We start from the raw sequence: 19,440 nt of genomic DNA, 5'->3' as shown, positions 1-19,440 counted from the left end.
TCTACAATCCTAAGTATGACGATGGACAAGGTAAACCAGGAACTAAGGTAGAAATACCAGTAACAGAAGAGACTGGCAAACCACTTCCAGAGGGTACAAAATTCGAAAGTGATACACCAGGCATCACCGTAGATGACAAGGGCAAAGTAACTGTGACAATTCCAGAGGATAAGAATCCAGGAGATGAAATTACAGGTAAAGTAACCGTAACGTATCCAGATGGATCGAAAGAAGAAATACCAGTAAAAGTAACAGTAACCAAACGCGATAAAGACATCTACAATCCTAAGTATGACGATGGACAAGGCAAACCAGGAACTAAGGTAGAAATACCAGTAATAGAAGAGACTGGCAAACCACTTCCTCCGATGACACCGAATACTAACGAAAACCGATATAACACTAGAGATGATGAAGTTAAGTCAAATGATTCTCAAAATGTATTACCAAATACTGGGACAGAATCAAATGCAACACTTGCAACTTTAGGGATTATTGGTGTTCTAAGTGGATTTGGACTTGTAGTTGGAAAGAAAAAAGAAGAATAAAATAGATAAATTTTAAACTTCTTAGCAACTCTAGAAGATTGATTTTGAGAAATCTATCTTATGAATTCTTAAAATTGAGATTTTAAACAAAAAGCAAGCAAATCAGAATTCTGATTTGCTCTTTTTGCATGTTCTAAATTAGCAGATATGAAAATAGATAGTTTTTTAGTTAGCTGAATTTAGTAGTGTAATCAATACTAAAATGAATATGTCTGGATTGAAATAAACATCTTTTTATAAGTAACTTTCAAACGGAGAGTTTTACTATGATTAATAGTTTTTTTACAACAAATAGGTTAATTCCAACGATGGATCCATCTATCAAATAACTTGCAATGATATGTATAAAAATACAGTGCGCAGATATCAGAAAATTGTCTACTTTCGCAAAACACTTTTTTTTTTTTTGTAAAAATTTGATTCTAATCAGTTGAATATAAATAAAAAATAGAGTAAAATGATATGTATAAGTAATCATATTAGAATTGCAAGCTGTTCTTAGCAACAGCTAGTATTTTGTATGGATACTAAACTAAATAAATTTTAGAGGAGAAGATAATGGGAAATAAACCATCTATGAGTCGTTCTGAACGTTTACGCCGTGAAAAAGTCACGCGTTACTCAATTCGTAAATACAGTTTTGGAGCAGCTAGCGTAGCAGTTGCTGCACTTTTCATGTTTTTGGGTAATGGAGCGGTGTCTGTTCAAGCCGATGAAATCCAAAGAGCTGAAATCCAAGGAGCTGGAATCCAAGGAGGAAAAACAGCTGATGTTCCAACTAAAGAAGTTGTTTTGGATAAGACTCAATTGAAAAGCTATATTGCTGAAATTGAAGAGAAAATTTCAGCGGGTAAATACGCTAATAAGACTGAGGAGAGCATCGCTCTTTTAAATTCTGAGCTTGCTTCTGCTAAATCTGTGCTTGCTTCTGCAACTAGCCAAGATGAACTAAAAGTAGCTTATAATACACTTGTTACTGTAGTAAACGCAAAATTGCACAATAAACCTGTAGAGAAACAAGAAAAACCAGCAGTAGATACGACAAATGGTAAAGAAACTGTCGGTAAAAAAGCAGATAATACAGAGAAAAAATCTGATTCTAATTCAATTGAAAATACTGGTTCTAATGATTCGCGTAATGGAAAAGTCTTAGATGGAGATAATGCTTTCCGTACAGAAGCTGTTACAAATAAGAAACCAGTTGGGAATATTCCGTTTTCTAATGCGACTACAAAAGATATTTATGTTTATAAAGGTGAAGAAACAAATATCGAATTATCAGCAACAGATGATTCTGGAAAACTTAAGGATATTCGTATAGCTGAGGGTTCAAGAGGAATTGATGCTGCTGGGGCTGCTGGTGGTAAAATAAATAACCAGTATGGACTAACGTTCTCATCTCAGAGAAATGAAACTGAAGGAATTGTAGCGACCCAAGATAATCCTGCTAAGGTAACTATTACTGGGAATATATCGGTGCCAAACAACCCAACTTATACAGGTAAGTTAGTGACACGTTATCTAGTTGCTGAAGATTTAGATGGGGCAGTGTTCTCAGAACCTACCGGCAATCAGGAAAATGCGAATCCACTACCAGAAGGCTACTTTAAGTTATGGGTTCGTCAACAAACTCAAAAATATGATATTCAAGCACAAACTAATGGAGCTGGTAAGATAGCCGTTGCTGATGTAAACAATCTATCTCAAGCAGATTTCGAGAAAATTAAAAATAATATAAAAATTACTTATAATACAGCAGACGATGCAAGATTGCTTGATAAAAACGGTAAATTAGTAGAAAATGCTTCGAACTACATTGACACTGTAACTAAGCAAGGAGATAAGATTGTTGTTACTTATAAAGACGGCTCAACAGATTCTGTTGCTTTAACAAGTGTTTTACGCAATAATCCGCTACCTACAGTAAAAGTGCCGTATTCGAACCAAGCAGAGAAACAAGTTTATGTTTATACTGGTGAAAATACAGATTTGACATTCAAAGCGTCAGACGATACTGCAGTTAAAGATTTCTACTTGCGTGGACCTGGAGATGTTAACTGGAATAATGCTGATGGTTTTGGGTTCACAACAGGTAAGATTGATAATGGTGTTGTTACTGGTGCGGGCACAATTTCTGATAACAAACAGGAAGCAACCATTACAATGACAGGTGAAACCAATCTGGATGCGGGTAAACAATGGACAAGTTATGTTGTTGCTAATGACAATGATAACTTTAGTTCAATGCCAGCAGATCGTAACTTTAATGCTTTAGATATTGATCCTGATGCAAAATCTAAACCAGGATATATTCGGTTTGTCGTTAAAGATCAAACATCTAAGTATGATATTAAGGATTTAACTGATTCTACACGTATAACTGTTAATGATATTGATAATATTACAGCAACAGATTTAGCAACGATTAAGTCAAGATTGAAATTAGAGTATTCTTCAACAAATGATGACGAACGACTTGCAAGTCTAAAAGGTACAGCAGTTACTAATCCTACTTCATTAATTGATACTGTTGCAGTATCGACAACTGACTCTTCTAAGCTTGTTGTAACATATAAAGATGGTTCTGTAGATACAATTGAAAAAAGTAAAGTTTTAAATGTAAGACCGAAAGGAATTATCCCGTTCTCTAATCCAGCTACAAAAGAAATCTATGTTTATAAAGGCGAAGAAACAAATATAGAATTATCAGCAACTGATGATTCCGGAAAAATTAAAGATATTCGTATTGCTGAAGGTGGTAGAGGAAATGATGCTCCAGGTGCTGCCGGCGGTAGAATAAGAGATCAATATGGATTAACAACAGGTTACCAAAGAAATGAAACAGGAATTGAAGCAACTGAAACTAATCCAGCAAAAGTAACGATTACAGGAACAGTGTCAGTATCAGGTCAACCAAACTTTAAAGGTAACTTAATGACAAGATACTTAGTTGCAGAAGATTTAGAAGGTGCAACATTCTCTGACCCTAATGGTAATAGTGATTCAGGTAAGACAGTAGACCAAGTGCCAGAAGGATGGTTCAAACTAGTAGTTCGTGAACAAACTCAGAAATATGATATTCAAGGACAAACAGAAGAAGCTAATAAAATAGCAGTATCTGACATTAACAATTTATCAAATGATGATTTTGAAAAAATTAAAAATAACATTAAGATTCAATACAATACTGCTGATGATGAAAGATTAAAAGATAAAAATGGATCATTAGTAGAAAATGCTTCACAATATATTAAATCTATAACTAAAGAAGGCGATAAAATTGTAGTTACTTATAAAGATGGTTCTACAGATAAGTTAACTCTAACAGAAGTAGTAAAACTAGACAAACAGCCAGCGATTAATGCAGTTAACCAGGCAGCAGAAGATAAGATTGCTGAGATTAACAAAACTCCAAACGCTACTGACGAAGAAAAAGCAGCAGCAATCGCAAAAGTAAAAGCAGATAAAGAAAAAGCAGTAGCAGCGATTAACGATGCTAATGTAACGACAAAAGATGCTATTGATAAGGCCAAAAATGCTGGAACTACAGCAATCGCAGGGGACAATCCAGTAGTAGCTAAAAAGGCTGCTGCTAAAGCAGATGTTGAAGCAGCGCGCCAAGCGAAAGCCGATGCAATTAATGCTGATAAAAATCTAACACAAGCAGAAAAAGATGCGGCTCTTGCTAAAGTTACTAAAGCAGCAGAAGATGCAACAAAAGCAATCGATGCAGCAACAACAGATGCAGCTGTAGATACAGCGAAAGGTACTGGAATAACAGAAATTGGCAAAGTTAACCCAATTGCGAAAGAAAATGCAAAAGAAGCTATTGGCAATGCATTAACAGCTAAAAATCAAGAAATTGATAACCGTGCTGATTTAAGTCAAGCAGAAAAAGATGCAGCTAAGGCTGAAGCTAAGAAATTAGCAGATGCAGAACTTGTAAAAGTTAATGCCCAACCTGATAACGCAGAAACAGCAGATGCAGCGGCAGCAGCACAAAAAATTGTTAACGATGCAGAAGATAAAGGTGTTGCAGATGTAACATCTGTATACCCAATCGCTAAAGAAGAAGCGAAAAAAGCAGTAGCAGATGAATTAGCTGAGAAAGAAAAAGAACTTGATGCTCGTAAAGATTTAACGACAGAAGAAAAAGAAGCGGCTAAGAAAGAAGCGAAAGACTTAGCTAAAAAAGCTACAGATGCTATCAATGCTCAACCAGCGATTGCAGATACCTCAGATAAAGCAACAGCGGCGCAAACAGCAGTAGACACAGCTAAAACTACGGGTGTTGCGGAAGTTAAAGCAGTAAATCCAGAAGCGGTTAAGAAAAATGTGGCTAAGAAAGCAATTGAAGATGCATTAACAGCTAAAAACAACGCAATTGACGCTCGTGATGATTTAACACCTGAGCAAAAAACAGCAGCAAAAGAAGCAGCGAAAGCAAAAGCAGATGCAGCTAAAGATGCTATTGATAAAGCAACAACAGATGCGGATGTAGATCAAGCTAAAACAGATGGTGAAACAGCAGTTGCAAATGTAACTCCAGTAGCAAAAGAACCAGCTAAACAAGCAATCGCGAAAGCATTAGAAGATAAAAATGCTGAAATTGATAAACGTACTGATTTAACTGATGAAGAAAAAGCTACAGCTAAGAAAGAAGCGAAAGATAAAGCTGATGCACAATTAGCAGAAATCGCTAAACAACCAGATGTAGCAGATACACCAGAAGCTGCACAAACAGCACAAACAGCAGTAGATACAGCTAAGAAAACAGGTGTTGACGAAGTAACTGCAGTAAATCCAACAGCAGTAACTAAACCAGAAGCTAAAAAAGCAATTGATGCTAAATTAGCTGAACAACTAAAAACTATCGAAAGTACGCCAGATGCTACTGATGAAGAGAAAAAAGTAGCAGCAGATCAAGCTAAATTCTTAGCAGAAGAAGCTAAGAAAGCAATTGATGATAAAACAACAGATGCAGAAGTAAATAAATTTACTGATGATGTGAAAGCAGCAATCGAAAAAGTTTTACCAGTTGTAGAAGATAAACCAAATGCACGTAAAGCAATTGATGAAGAGGCAACAGCTAAAAAAGAAGCAATTGATGCACGTACAGATTTAACTCCTAAAGCAAAAGAAGATCTTAAAGCTCAAGTAGATAAGATTGCAGAACAAGCTAAAAAAGCTGTAGATAAAGCTACAACATCAGAAGCTGTTAACGGAATTGAAGAATCAGATAAAGCTGCTATTAAAGCTGTAGGCGAAGTAAATATTCCGGCTGATAAAGTTCTTGTAAATGATCCAAGTGCTTTAACAGACGATGAAAAAGCTAAGGTCTTAGAAGCTGTTAAGAAAGTAAATCCAGATGCTAAAGAAATTACTCAAGATGCAGATGGAAATATTACTGTTACAACTCCAGATGGTCATCAGGAAACCATCACTCCTGAACAAGTTGTGAAAACGTCTGATACAGCAAATGAACCAAAAGCAGGAAATGATGTAGTTAAACCAGCGAATAAAGTGGTTGTAGCAGATCCAGCTAAATTAACAGATGCTGAAAAAGAAAAAATTAAAGCAGCTGTAGAAGCAGTAAATCCAAATTCTGTAGTAACAGTAGATGAAAAAGGAAATGCTAAAGTATCAACTCCAGATGGACAAACACAAGTGATTCCTGTAGATGAATTAGTACGTACTGCTGAAGATACTAAGAAACCAAATGCAGGAAACGACATCAATACACCATCAGATAAAACAGTCGTAGCAAATCCAGAAGCCCTTACTCCAGAAGAGAAGAAAGCTATTGAGGATAAGGTTAAAGCCGTTAACCCAGGAGCTACAGTAGTAGTAGATGACAAAGGTAACGCAACTGTTACAACACCTTCAGGTAAGACAGCGGTTATTCCAGCAGCTGATTTGACGAAGACAGCAGAAGCGGCGGCTAAACCAAATGCAGGCGACGATGTAGTTAAGCCAGCGTCTAAGACAGTAGTAGCCAATCCAGAAGCCCTTACTCCAGAAGAGAAGAAAGCTATTGAGGATAAGGTTAAAGCCGTTAACCCAGGTGCTACGGTTGTAGTAGATGACAAAGGTAACGCAACTGTTACAACACCTTCAGGTAAGACAGCGGTTATTCCAGCAGCTGATTTGACGAAGACAGCAGAAGCAGCGACTAAACCAAATGCAGGCGACGATGTAGTTAAGCCAGCGTCTAAGACAGTAGTAGCCAATCCAGAAGCCCTTACTCCAGAAGAGAAGAAAGCTATTGAGGATAAGGTTAAAGCCGTTAACCCAGGAGCTACGGTGGTAGTAGATGACAAAGGTAACGCAACTGTTACAACACCTTCAGGTAAGACAGCGGTTATTCCAGCAGCTGATTTGACGAAGACAGCAGAAGCAGCGTCTAAACCAAATGCAGGCGACGATGTGATTACCCCAGCGTCTAAGACAGTAGTAGCTAATCCAGAAGCCCTTACTCCAGAAGAGAAGAAAGCTATTGAGGATAAGGTTAAAGCCGTTAACCCAGGAGCTACGGTTGTAGTAGATGACAAAGGTAACGCAACTGTTACAACACCTTCAGGTAAGACAGCGGTTATTCCAGCATCAGCATTAACGAAGACAGCAGAAGCAGCGGCTAAACCAAATGCAGGCGACGATGTGATTACCCCAGCCTCTAAGACAGTAGTAGCCAATCCAGAAGCCCTTACTCCAGAAGAGAAGAAAGCTATTGAGGATAAGGTTAAAGCCGTTAACCCAGGAGCTACGGTTGTAGTAGATGACAAAGGTAACGCAACTGTTACAACACCTTCAGGTAAGACAGCGGTTATTCCAGCAGCTGATTTGACGAAGACAGCAGAAGCAGCGTCTAAACCAAATGCAGGCGACGATGTAGTTAAGCCAGCGTCTAAGACAGTAGTAGCCAATCCAGAAGCCCTTACTCCAGAAGAGGAGAAAGCTATTGAGGATAAGGTTAAAGCCGTTAACCCAGGAGCTACAGTAGTAGTAGATGACAAAGGTAACGCAACTGTTACAACACCTTCAGGTAAGACNGCGGTTATTCCAGCAGCTGATTTGACGAAGACAGCAGAAGCAGCGNCTAAACCAAATGCAGGCGACGATGTAGTTAAGCCAGCGTCTAAGACAGTAGTAGCCAATCCAGAAGCCCTTACTCCAGAAGAGAAGAAAGCTATTGAGGATAAGGTTAAAGCCGTTAACCCAGGAGCTACGGTGGTAGTAGATGACAAAGGTAACGCAACTGTTACAACACCTTCAGGTAAGACAGCGGTTATTCCAGCAGCTGATTTGACGAAGACAGCAGAAGCAGTCGCTAAACCAAATGCAGGCAATGATATCAACACACCGGCGGTTAAAACAGCAGTTGCTAAGAAAGATGCTTTAACTGATTCAGAAAAAGAAGCAGTTAAGACAGCAGTAGAAGCAGTTAATCCAGGTGCTAAGGTAGTAGTAGATGACAAAGGAAATGCGACAGTTACTACGAAAGATGGTAAGACAGCCGTAATTCCTGCTTCTCAACTAGTTATTCCAACAGAAAAACTTGCAGACCTATCTGAGCAAAATGGTGTGAATATTCCAGCTACACGCACCTTGGTAGCAGATAAGAATAACTTAACTCCTGAAGAAATTGCTAAGATTAAGGTTGCTGTGGAAGCTGTAAATCCAGGCTCAACAGTTGTTGTAGATGAAAAGGGTAACGCGACAGTAACCACAGTAGATGGAAAAACAGCAACAATTTCAGCTGAACAATTAGTTAAAGATGAAGCAGATGTAGCAACTAAAAACAATGGTGAAAATCTTAATCTTGATTTTGAAAAACAACTTGTAGCTGATTTGGACAACTTAACAGACGCGGATAAAGCGGGAGCTAAAGCCAAAATTATGGCAGCTAACCCAGATGTAGCAGAAGTAATCTTCGATGATAAAGGAAATGCAACGGTTATTTTGAATAATGGTAAAGCATATACAGTTTTAGCTAAAGATATCTTTAAAGAAATTCCTTATGTTCCATCATATAATCGAGGAAATAATAGAATTAATAACGCTGAAACGATAGTCGATAAATCGAAGTTAGAAGGTGCTATTCGTCAATTGGATAAGCTAATCATCCAAGAATCAGCTAAGCTTGATGCAGAAACTGTGAAAGAAGCGAACGCATTATTAGCAGCCGCTAAAGAAGTATTTGCCAATGCAAACGCAACTCAAGCAGAAGTGGATGCAATGGTTAAACGTATAGAAGACTTCATGTTGAAAGTTTCTCCAGCAACTAATCATGCAATTCTAGCTAATGACCAAGCTACTCAAGCCACAAACGCTAACCAAGAAACAGCTAACGTGAATACAGTGGCTAAAGAATTGCCTAACACAGGTACAGAAGCTAACGCTAGCCTCGCAGCGCTTGGACTTCTTGGAGCCCTAGGTGGATTTGGACTTCTTTCTCGCAAGAAAAAAGAAGACTAAAAACTCATAGTTTTTAAGAAGATGATTCGTCATCTTCTTTTTTTGGCTCTTTGTCAACTGTAGTGGGTTGAAGAAAAGCTAAGCTCGAGAAAGGACAAAATTCGTCCTTTCTTTTTTGATGTTCAGAGCAATAAAAATCCGTTTTTTGAAGTTTTCAAAGTTCCGAAATCCAAAGGCATTGCGTTTGATGAGTTTAATGAGATTATTCGTTGCTTCTAATTTGGCGTTTGAATAGGGTAGTTGAAGGGCATTGACAATCTTCTCTTTATCTTTGAGGAAGGTTTTAAAGACAGTCTGAAAAAGAGGATGAACCTGCTGCAGATTGTCCTCAATGAGTCCGAAAAATTTGTCAGGCTTCTTGTCCTGAAAGTGAAACAGCAAGAGTTGATAGAGATGGTAGTGGTGTTTCAAGTCTTTTGAATAGCCCAAAAGCTTGTCTAAAATCTCTTTATTCGTCAAGTGCATACGAAAAGTAGGATGATAAAAACGTTTATCGCTTATTTTCCGACTATCTTGTTGGATGAGTTTCCAGTAGCGCTTGATAGCCTTGTATTCATGAGACTTTCGATGAAATTGATTCATAATTTGGATATTGAGGTCTTTGATATCTAGCAGTTTTGTGATAAAATGTAATTGTTCCATATGATTCTTTCTAATGATAGTTTGGTCGCTTTTCATTATAGATGATATGGGACTTCTTTTCTACAACAAAATAGGCTCCATAATATCCATAGGGGATTTACCCACTACAAATATTATAGAGCCCGTTTTTTTATGTTTTCTTAAGGGGCAAAACTGATGCAGACTGCTTCTGGGACATGAAAGTCATTAGAAAGTTCTGCTAGACGTCCAGTTTCAGAATTGCGTTTAAAGACGGTTGCATTGTCAGAGTCTTGATGGACAGCAATGACAAATTCTTGGTCTGGTGTCAAATCAAAATCACGTGGAGTCTGACCATGTGTCGGAACGATTTCTAACAACTCTAAGCTACCGTCCGCAAGGATTGTATATACTACGATAGAATCATGACCACGGTTAGAGGCGTAGAGGTATTTACCATCTTTAGAGAGACGAATGGCAGCAGTACCATTAAAGCCTTCATAACCGTCTGGTAGAGTTGAAATGACTTGCATGCGTTCAAATTCGCCAACACCATCGTAGATTAGAACCTCGATAGTGCTATTGAGTTCACAAATGAGATAAGCGATTTTATAATGGTTATGGAAAATAATATGGCGTGAGCCTGCTCCTGGCTGGCTATGATAGGTATAGAGCTTAGATAATTTTCCTTCTGAATCAAAATCATAAGTGATAACTTGGTCTGTTCCCAAGTCGCAGGTCACTAGATAGTGGTCAGGTGTTAAATCTGTATAGTGAACATGTGGAGAAGCTTGATTTTCATGTGGACCTTGGCCACTGTGTTGATCAATATCACTAAGTACAAGACGACCATCTTCCTGACGTTTATAAACAAGGACCTGTCCCTTGTGGTAGTTTGCCGCGTAAACCAAATCACGCTCTTCATCAACGGCAACATAACAGTGGGGGGCTCCCTCTTCAACGACGTGATTTAATAAGTTACCATTAGTTTGATATGCTGCAATTCCACCCTTATCGTCTTGACTACCAACAGTGTATAAATGTTGGTGCTGGTCAAAGGCAAGGTAGGTTGGACTTGGCTCAGTAGCAAAAAGTTCTAGATTTGAAAGCTGACCAGTTTCTGTATCAAAGTCTGCCTTGTAAATCCCTTGGGAAGTCCGACGTGTATAAGTTCCAAAATAAACAGTTTTTTTCATAACTTTACCTCTATACAAAAGATAAGACTATTATATCACAAAAATGGAAGTATAAAGAAATCAAGATTAGCAAGAGCTTTACCTAATTCTTTTGATGATAATATTAGAAATGTTTTCATTGATTTACTTAATAAAAGTGCTATAATAATCTTATACAAATTGCAAAGGAGTTTAACTATGAAAAAACGTGTTTTCTTAGCAGCAGGAGTTGCTGTACTCTCGGCAGCAGTGCTAGTAGCGTGTTCATCTGGTAATGGTAATAAAGAAGCAACTAAACAAGCAACTAAACCAGTTACTTATGCCTATGTATTCTCATTAGATCCTGTTACTTTGGATTATACAGTTTCTGGTAATGTCAGCACTAAACAGATTACAGGTAATGTTATTGATGGATTATTAGAAAATGACCAATATGGGAATCTGGTCCCATCAGTTGCAGAAGATTGGACTGTTTCCAAAGATGGTTTGACCTATACCTATAAAATCCGTCAGGGTGTCAAGTGGTATACCAATGAGGGAGAGGAGTATGGTGAAGTTAAGGCTCAGGATTTTGTAACTGGTCTGAAACACGCAGCAGATAAGAAATCACAGGCTCTTTATCTCGTACAGGATTCTATCAAAGGATTGGATGACTATGTAAATGGGAAAACAACAGATTTTTCTACTGTTGGTGTAAAAGCAACAGACGATTATACTGTTGTTTATACTTTGAATCATCCAGAATCTTTCTGGAATTCAAAAACAACAATGGGAGTCCTTGCACCAGTTAATGAAGACTTTTTAGCTTCTAAAGGAGATGACTTTGGTAAACCAACGGATGTAACGAGCATTCTATACAATGGGCCTTATCTCCTCAAAGGTCTTACATCTAAGTCTTCTATCGAAATGACAAAAAATCAAAACTACTGGGATAAACAAAATGTCTTTATTGATGATATCAAGTTATCCTTCTTTGATGGTCAAGATGCAGACTCCCTAGGACGCGGTTTTGATGAGGGACATTATCCAGCTGCGCCTCTCTTTAAAAACTCTGCTAACTATGAACGTCTAAAAGAAAAATACAAGGATAATATTGTGTATGGTCAACAGCGTGGAGGAGTTTTTTATATCTCAACCAATATCGACCGTGTAAATTACAATCACACTGCTAAAACAAGTGATGCAGAAAAAACTTCTACTAAGAAAGCCTTGTTAAACAAAGATTTCCGTCAAGCCTTGGCTTTTGCTGCAGATCGTAAAGCAGCTGTTTCTCAGGTGTTTGGAGATGAAGTAGCGCCTCGTAAACTACGTACAAGTTTCACTCCTCCAACATTTGTACAAGTTGGAGACCAATCGTTTGGTCAAGTAACAAAGATAGAATTGGATAAATTGGATAATGTCTGGAAAGATGTCAGTCTTGATGATGCGCAAGATTCACTTCATAACGTAGACAAGGCTAAAGCTAAGTTTGAATCTGCTAAGAAAACTCTTCAAGCTGATGGAGTACAGTTCCCAATTCATTTAGATCTTCCAGTTTCATCGACTCAGACAGATTTTATCCATCAAGCTCAGTCTTATAAACAATCCATTGAAGAAGCCTTGGACTCTGAAAATGTAGTTGTTGACATTCAACAGGTTTCTGATGATGAATTGGGAAACATGACTGTTCTAGCAACATCAAATAATAATGTTGATTGGGACATTAATGTTAATAGTGGTTGGAGTCCGGATTATGCAGATCCATCAACTTATCTAGATGTATTTGATCCAACTTCAGGTCCAAGTCTCCTCGGCTCTCTTGGTGTAGCACCAGGAACAGACAATCCAGCCATTAAAACAGTTGGATTGGATAAATACAAAGGATTGATTGATGATGCAAATAGTGAAAAAACAGATCTGCAAAAACGTTATTCTAAATATGCTAAGGCGCAAGCTTGGTTAACAGATAGTGCTCTAGTTATTCCTGTACACTCAGACGGTGCCCAAATGTTAGTAACGAAGAAAGTATTAGGTAGTGGTGCTGATGGTTGGATTGGTGACAAAACAGGAGATAACAGTTATAAATATCTTAAACTCCAAGATAAGATTGTCACTTCCAAAGAAATGGATGAGTTCCGCAAGAAATTTGCTGATGAAAAAGGCAAATCCAATGCTGATTATCAGAAGAACTTAGACCGTCATATTCAAGACTAATCGAATCTCCTCTCTTGAGGGGATTTTTTATGTCGCTGTCTCCATGTAAGCACTTTAAAAAAGAGTTATTTTGATTTAAAAATGGTATAATGAGAGAACAATAGAAAGGAAGTATTTATGGAGCAAAAAGAGAAACATTTTAGCCTATCTTGGTTTTTCAAGTGGTTTTTGGATAACAAGGCAATTACGGTATTTTTGGTAACCTTATTATTGGGACTGAATCTTTTTATTTTAAGTAAGATTAGTTTCTTATTTTCACCTGTTTTAGACTTTTTGGCAGTCGTGATGTTGCCAGTCATTCTATCTGGTTTACTATACTATTTGTTAAATCCTATAGTTGATTGGATGGAGAAACACAAAATCAATCGTGTTATAGCGATTAGTATTGTCTTTGTCATCATCGCTCTCTTTATCATTTGGGGCTTGGCAGTAGCTATCCCAAATCTGCAACGTCAGGTTTTAAGTTTTGCAAGGAATGTTCCAGTCTACCTTGAAGATGCTGATAGAGTTATTGATGATTTGGTAACTAAGCGTTTACCAGATGATTTCAGACCTCAGTTAGAACAAGTTTTGACAAACTTTTCAAGTCAGGCTACAGTTTGGGCAAGTAAAGTTTCTTCTCAGGCAGTCAACTGGGTGAGCGCCTTTATTAGCGGGGCTTCTCAAGTGATTGTTGCCTTGATTATCGTTCCGTTCATGCTCTTTTATCTCTTACGTGATGGGAAAGGCCTGCGTCACTATTTGACCCAATTCATGCCAACGAAATTGAAAGAACCTGTTGGACAGGTTTTATCAGATGTGAATCAGCAGTTGTCCAACTATGTTCGAGGTCAAGTGACAGTAGCTATTATTGTAGCGGTAATGTTTATGATTTTCTTCAAGATTATTGGTCTACGCTATGCAGTTACGTTGGGGGTTACTGCTGGTATTTTAAATCTGGTTCCTTATTTGGGTAGCTTCTTAGCCATGCTTCCTGCCCTAGTATTGGGCTTGATTGCTGGGCCAGTTATGCTTTTAAAAGTAGTGATTGTCTTTATAGTAGAACAAACTATTGAAGGCCGTTTTGTCTCTCCATTGATTTTGGGAAGTCAATTAAACATCCATCCTATTAATGTTCTCTTTGTTTTGTTAACTTCAGGATCCATGTTTGGTATCTGGGGAGTCTTGCTCGGTATTCCAGTTTATGCCTCTGCTAAGGTTGTCATTTCAGCGATTTTTGAATGGTATAAGGTAGTCAGTGGCCTATATGAACTAGAAGGAGAGGAAGTAAAGAGTGAACAATAGTCAACAGATGTTACAGGCTTTGGAGGAGCAAGATTTAACCAAGGCTGAGCACTATTTCGTCAAAGCTTTAGAAAATGATCCAAGTGACCTTCTGTATGAGTTAGCCAACTATCTAGAAGGAATTGGTTTTTATCCTCATGCCAAGGAAATTTACCTGAAAATCGTAGAGGACTTTCCAGAGGTTAATCTTAATCTAGCGGCTATTGTTAGCGAGGATGGTCAAATCGAAGAAGCCTTTGCCTATCTTGAGGAAATCAAATCTGACAGTGACTGGTATGTTTCGGCTTTGGCTCTGAAAGCAGACCTTTACCAGCTGGAAGGTTTGACAGATGTGGCGCGTGAGAAACTGCTGGAGGCCTTGACCTACTCAGAGGATCCTCTCTTGATATTGGGCTTAGCAGAGTTGGATAGTGAGTTGGAAAATTATCAAGAGGCCATTCAAGGATATGCCCAGTTAGATAATCGTACTATTTATGAGCAAACAGGCATTTCCACCTATCAACGGATTGGCTTTGCCTATGCCCAGTTAGGGAAATTTGAAACGGCTACAGAGTTTTTAGAAAAAGCCCTGGAGTTAGAATACGATGACCTAACAGCTTTTGAGTTGGCCAGTCTTTACTTTGATCAAGAAGAATACCAAAAGGCCGTCCTCTATTTTAAGCAGATCGATACCATTTCTCCTGACTTTGAAGGCTATGAATATGGTTATAGTCAGGCCTTACATAAGGAACATCAAGTTCAAGAAGCCCTACGTATCGCTAAGCAAGGCTTGGAGAAAAATCCTTTTGAAACAAGACTCTTGTTAGCAGCTTCACAATTTTCTTATGAATTACATGATGCTAGTGGTGCAGAAAACTACCTCCTTACTGCTAAAGAAGATGCTGAGGATACGGAAGAAATCATACTTCGTTTGGCTACTATTTATCTAGAACAGGAACGTTATGAGGACATTCTAGACTTACAAAGTGATGAGCCAGAAAATCTTTTGACCAAGTGGATGGTTGCTCGTTCTTATCAAGAGATGGACGATTTGGATACTGCCTATGAGCATTACCAAGAATTAGTAGGAGATTTGAAAGACAATCCAGAATTTCTAGAACACTATATCTATCTCTTGCGTGAACTGGGCTACTTTGAGGAAGCAAAAGTCAATGCTCAAGCTTACTTAAAACTGGTTCCAGATGATGTGCAAATGCAAGAACTATTTGAGACATTGTAAGGATATATTTTTAAAAACTGTATCTAATCATTTTTGATAGATATAGTTTTTCTTTTTCAAAGAGAATTTTTTTACAAAAATTCTTGGTTATTTTGTTTATTTATGCTATAATAGGAACAATTATTTTTAGGAGGTGCAGTATGTCTTATTTGTTTGAGATATTACCAAGTTTATTGAGCGGTGCAAGTATGACTTTGCAGGTTTTTGCACTGGTCTTGATTTTTTCTATTCCCTTGGGCGTTTTGATTGCCTTTGCCTTGCAAGTCCATTGGAAGCCCCTCCATCATCTGATTAATATTTATATTTGGATTATGCGGGGAACACCCTTGCTCTTGCAATTAATCTTTATCTATTATGTCCTACCAAGTATTGGGATTCGTTTGGATCGTCTTCCTGCGGCTATTATTGCCTTTGTTTTGAATTATGCGGCTTACTTTGCTGAAATCTTCCGTGGGGGGATTGATACCATTCCTAGAGGTCAATACGAGGCTGCTAAGGTCTTGAAGTTTAATCCTTTTGATACAGTGCGCTATATTATTTTGCCTCAGGTGACCAAGATTGTTCTTCCAAGCGTATTTAATGAGGTTATGAGTTTGGTCAAGGATACGTCTCTGGTCTACGCTCTAGGAATTTCAGACCTTATCTTGGCGAGTCGAACAGCTGCCAACCGTGATGCCAGTCTTGTTCCCATGTTCTTGGCAGGAGCCATTTACTTGATTTTGATTGGGATTGTGACAATCATTTCCAAAAAAGTTGAGAAGAAGTACAGTTACTATAGATAGGAGGCTGCCATGTTAGAATTACGAAATATCAATAAGGGATTTGGTGGAAAGCAAATTTTATCTAATTTCAGTCTAAAAATTCCTGAAAAGCAAATCCTGGCTATCGTTGGGCCTTCGGGTGGAGGTAAGACAACCCTCTTACGTATGCTTGCAGGTCTTGAAACCATCGATTCAGGACAAATCTTTTATAATGGAGAACCTTTGGAACTGAATGAATTGGAGAAGCGAAATCTACTGGGATTTGTATTCCAAGATTTTCAACTTTTCCCTCATTTATCAGTTCTAGACAATTTGACCTTATCTCCTGTGAAAACAATGGGAATGAAGCAGGAAGAGGCAGAGAAGAAGGCACGTGGACTCTTGGAACAGTTAGGGCTGGCAGGACATGCAGATGCCTATCCCTTCTCACTATCAGGTGGGCAAAAGCAGCGGGTGGCCTTGGCGCGTGCTATGATGATTGACCCAGAAATCATAGGTTACGATGAACCAACTTCTGCCCTGGATCCAGAATTACGCTTGGAAGTGGAAAAGCTGATCTTGCAAAATAGGAAACTTGGCATGACCCAGATTGTGGTTACCCACGATTTGCAGTTTGCGGAAAATATCGCAGATCAGATTCTCAAAGTTGAGCCCAAGTAGGAGGTGCCAATGACTAATAAGAAAATTGCTTTAGTATTGGTTTCTCTCCTGACTCTCTTTTTAACGGCTTGTACTCAGAAGGCTAGTGATCCAAAGCAGGATAACTGGGATAAGTATCAAGAGCAGGGGACTATTACTATTGGTTTTGACAATACCTTTGTACCCATGGGATTTGAAGAAAAGAATGGCCAATATACAGGCTTTGATATTGATTTGGCGCAAGCAGTTTCTGAAAAATTAGGTGTCAAGGTGCAATTTCAACCAATCGACTGGGATATTAAGGAGACGGAGCTACAAAATGGAACCATAGATGCCATCTGGAATGGCTATTCTGCCACTGATGAACGCCGAGAGAAGGTTGCCTTTAGCATTCCTTATATGGAAAATCAGCAAGTTCTGGTTGCGAAGAAAAGCCAGCAGATTCGTTCAATAGAGGATATGAAGGATAAGACTTTGGGAGCCCAAGCCGGTTCCTCTGGTTATTTAGACTTTGAAGCCCAGCCAGATTTACTGAAAAATCGTGTCAAAGACCAGAAGGCCAATCAGTACCAGAGTTTTAATGAGGCCTTGATTGATTTGAAAAATGATCGAATTGATGCCTTGTTGATTGATCGAGTGTATGCTAATTACTATCTCCAGTCTGAGGGTATATTAAATGACTACAATGTCTTTTCAGCAGGATTTGAAAGTGAATCCTTTGCGGTCGGAGTTAGACCTGCAGACAAGAGATTACTACAAGCTTTAAACCAAGCCTTTGTTCAACTATACCAAGAAGGAAAGTTCCAGGAAATCAGCCAAAAATGGTTTGGAGAAGATGTGGCAACGAAAGAAGTGAAAAGTAGAGATTGAGTGTTTCCTCAGTCTCTTTTTGCATCAAAAAATCCTCTGGCAAGTACCAGAGGATAAGAATTTATTTCATTGTTGGGAAGAGCAATACATCACGGATAGTAGTTGTATCAGTTAGGAGCATGCAAAGACGGTCGATACCGATTCCCAAACCACCTGTAGGTGGCATACCGTATTCAAGAGCCTCGATGTAGTCATAATCGATACCTGTCGCTTCATCGTCACCAAGTTCTTTGGCTTTAGCTTGGGCTTCAAAACGGCTAAGTTGATCGATTGGATCGTTCAACTCAGTAAAGGCATTACCGTACTCCTTAGTCATGATGAAGAGCTCGAAACGGTCAGTAAAGCGTTCGTCTTCAGGATTCTTCTTAGCAAGTGGAGATACAGCTACTGGATGTCCATAGACAAAGGTTGGTTGGATCAAGGTTTCTTCAACAAACTCTTCAAAGAAGGCATTGATGATGTGACCAACTTCAGTGTAGTGTTTCTCAACTGGAACTTTCTTCTCGGCAGCAATAGCTTTGGCTTCCTCGAAAGTCATGTCTTGCCAGAAATCTACACCAGTAATTTCTTTGATAGCATCCACCATGTGAACACGTTTAAATGGTTCATTGATTTTGATTTCAGTACCTTGATAGTTAACTGGACCATCACCTTTGACTGATTTAGCAGCATGTTGGATAATGCCTTCAGTCAAGTCCATGATGTCTTGGAAGTCAGCATAAGCTTGATAGACTTCGATAGAAGTAAATTCAGGGTTATGAGTGGCATCCATTCCCTCGTTACGGAAGATACGTCCGATTTCATAGACGCGTTCCATACCACCGACGATAAGGCGTTTCAAGTGAAGCTCAGTCGCGATACGAAGCACCATGTCAATGTTTTGGGCATTGTGGTGGGTGATAAATGGACGGGCCGCCGCACCACCAGCTTCGTTGTGAAGAACAGGTGTTTCCACTTCAAGGAAACCTTTTTGGTCAAGGTAACGACGGATTTCAGAAATGATTTTTGAACGAGTGACAAAACGCTCGAAGCTTTCACGGTTAGAAATCAAGTCAAGGTAACGTTTACGGTAAATTGTCTCAACGTCTGTCAAACCGTGGAATTTCTCTGGAAGTGGGCGAAGTGCCTTAGACAAGTGTGTAATGTGGGTTGCCTTGATAGAGAGTTCTCCCATATCTGTACGCATCACTTCACCTTCTACACCAAGGAAGTCACCAAGGTCTGCTTTTTTGAAGATTTCGTAATTTTCTTCACCGACAGCATCCTTACGAACGTAGATTTGAATCTGCCCTTCGCGGTCTTGAAGGTGAGCAAATCCAACTTTACCTTTACCACGTTTGGTTACCAAGCGTCCTGCGATAGTAGATGTTTCGTTTTTATCATGTAATTGTTCTTTATCGAGGTCGGCAAATTTATCTTTTAATTCTTGTGAATTTGCAGTTCGTTCAAAGCGTTTTCCGAAAGGATCAATTCCTTGTTCACGGAGCGCAGCCATTTTTTCACGGCGAACGATCTGCTGGTCATTTAGTTCTTCCATATGTTCTGTTGACATGGGATCCTCCTAGTTTTACTCAAAATTGAATACGATGAGTCATTTTTTTGCGATACTCCCATTTTATCATAAATAAGCAAGAAATTCACGGATAATCTTTCAAAACTAAAAAGAACTTGACGAT

10 protein-coding genes and 1 pseudogene are annotated in these 19,440 nt (G+C 38.7%); 8 read left to right on the top strand and 3 right to left on the bottom strand.

The genetic code is table 11. The features are described from left to right. Together D8836_RS07545 and D8836_RS07540 are read left to right on the top strand one after the other, a co-directional pair. Nucleotides 1-548: YPDG domain-containing protein (locus D8836_RS07545; RefSeq protein ID WP_125393604.1), on the top strand; the 548-nt coding region annotated here is incomplete at its 5' end. Nucleotides 549-1,106: 558 nt separating this feature from the next. Continuing rightward, nucleotides 1,107-9,023, top strand: a complete 7,917-nt coding sequence (locus D8836_RS07540) for a MiiA motif-containing surface protein (RefSeq protein WP_125393603.1) — start codon at nt 1,107-1,109, stop codon at nt 9,021-9,023. 78 nt (nt 9,024-9,101) lie between these two features. Here D8836_RS07540 and D8836_RS07535 read toward each other — a convergent pair. After that, nucleotides 9,102-9,614, bottom strand: a pseudogene (locus tag D8836_RS07535) (transposase); the annotation flags it as partial. Nucleotides 9,615-9,805: 191 nt separating this feature from the next. Beyond that, entirely contained in the window at nt 9,806-10,819 is a 1,014-nt protein-coding gene (locus tag D8836_RS07530; protein WP_060628023.1) for a lactonase family protein, read from the bottom strand. A gap of 177 nt (nt 10,820-10,996) precedes the next feature. Here D8836_RS07530 and D8836_RS07525 point away from each other — a divergent pair, with 177 nt between their 5' ends. The 6 genes from D8836_RS07525 to D8836_RS07500 all read left to right on the top strand — a co-directional run bounded on the left by D8836_RS07525 (nt 10,997) and on the right by D8836_RS07500 (nt 17,764). Further along, entirely contained in the window at nt 10,997-12,991 is a 1,995-nt protein-coding gene (locus tag D8836_RS07525) for a peptide ABC transporter substrate-binding protein (RefSeq protein WP_125393601.1), read from the top strand. Nucleotides 12,992-13,108: 117 nt separating this feature from the next. Beyond that, nucleotides 13,109-14,275: an AI-2E family transporter gene (locus D8836_RS07520; RefSeq protein WP_023946967.1), complete on the top strand. Its 1,167-nt coding sequence runs from the start codon at nt 13,109-13,111 to the stop codon at nt 14,273-14,275. Beyond that, a complete protein-coding gene (locus D8836_RS07515; protein ID WP_185761616.1) occupies nt 14,265-15,494 on the top strand; it encodes a tetratricopeptide repeat protein in 1,230 nt (409 codons plus the stop codon). The genes D8836_RS07520 and D8836_RS07515 overlap by 11 nt, the downstream gene beginning before the upstream one ends. Before the next feature lie 140 nt (nt 15,495-15,634). Further along, nucleotides 15,635-16,276, top strand: a complete 642-nt coding sequence (locus D8836_RS07510; protein ID WP_125393600.1) for an amino acid ABC transporter permease — start codon at nt 15,635-15,637, stop codon at nt 16,274-16,276. A 9-nt stretch (nt 16,277-16,285) separates the two neighbouring features. Next, nucleotides 16,286-16,915, top strand: a complete 630-nt coding sequence (locus D8836_RS07505; RefSeq protein WP_125393599.1) for an amino acid ABC transporter ATP-binding protein — start codon at nt 16,286-16,288, stop codon at nt 16,913-16,915. 9 nt (nt 16,916-16,924) lie between these two features. After that, nucleotides 16,925-17,764, top strand: coding sequence for an amino acid ABC transporter substrate-binding protein (locus tag D8836_RS07500; RefSeq protein WP_125393598.1), 840 nt, complete (start codon nt 16,925-16,927; stop codon nt 17,762-17,764). A gap of 61 nt (nt 17,765-17,825) precedes the next feature. Here D8836_RS07500 and lysS read toward each other — a convergent pair whose 3' ends face one another. Continuing rightward, nucleotides 17,826-19,316, bottom strand: a complete 1,491-nt coding sequence (gene lysS, locus D8836_RS07495) for a lysine--tRNA ligase (protein WP_125393597.1) — start codon at nt 19,314-19,316, stop codon at nt 17,826-17,828. Nucleotides 19,317-19,440 lie beyond the last annotated feature (124 nt).

The sequence above is a fragment of the Streptococcus mitis genome (assembly GCF_003942995.1).
Classification (GTDB): domain Bacteria; phylum Bacillota; class Bacilli; order Lactobacillales; family Streptococcaceae; genus Streptococcus; species Streptococcus mitis_CV.
The sequence above is the reverse complement of the archived record's forward strand: the minus strand, read 5'-3'. Positions and strand labels throughout refer to the sequence as shown.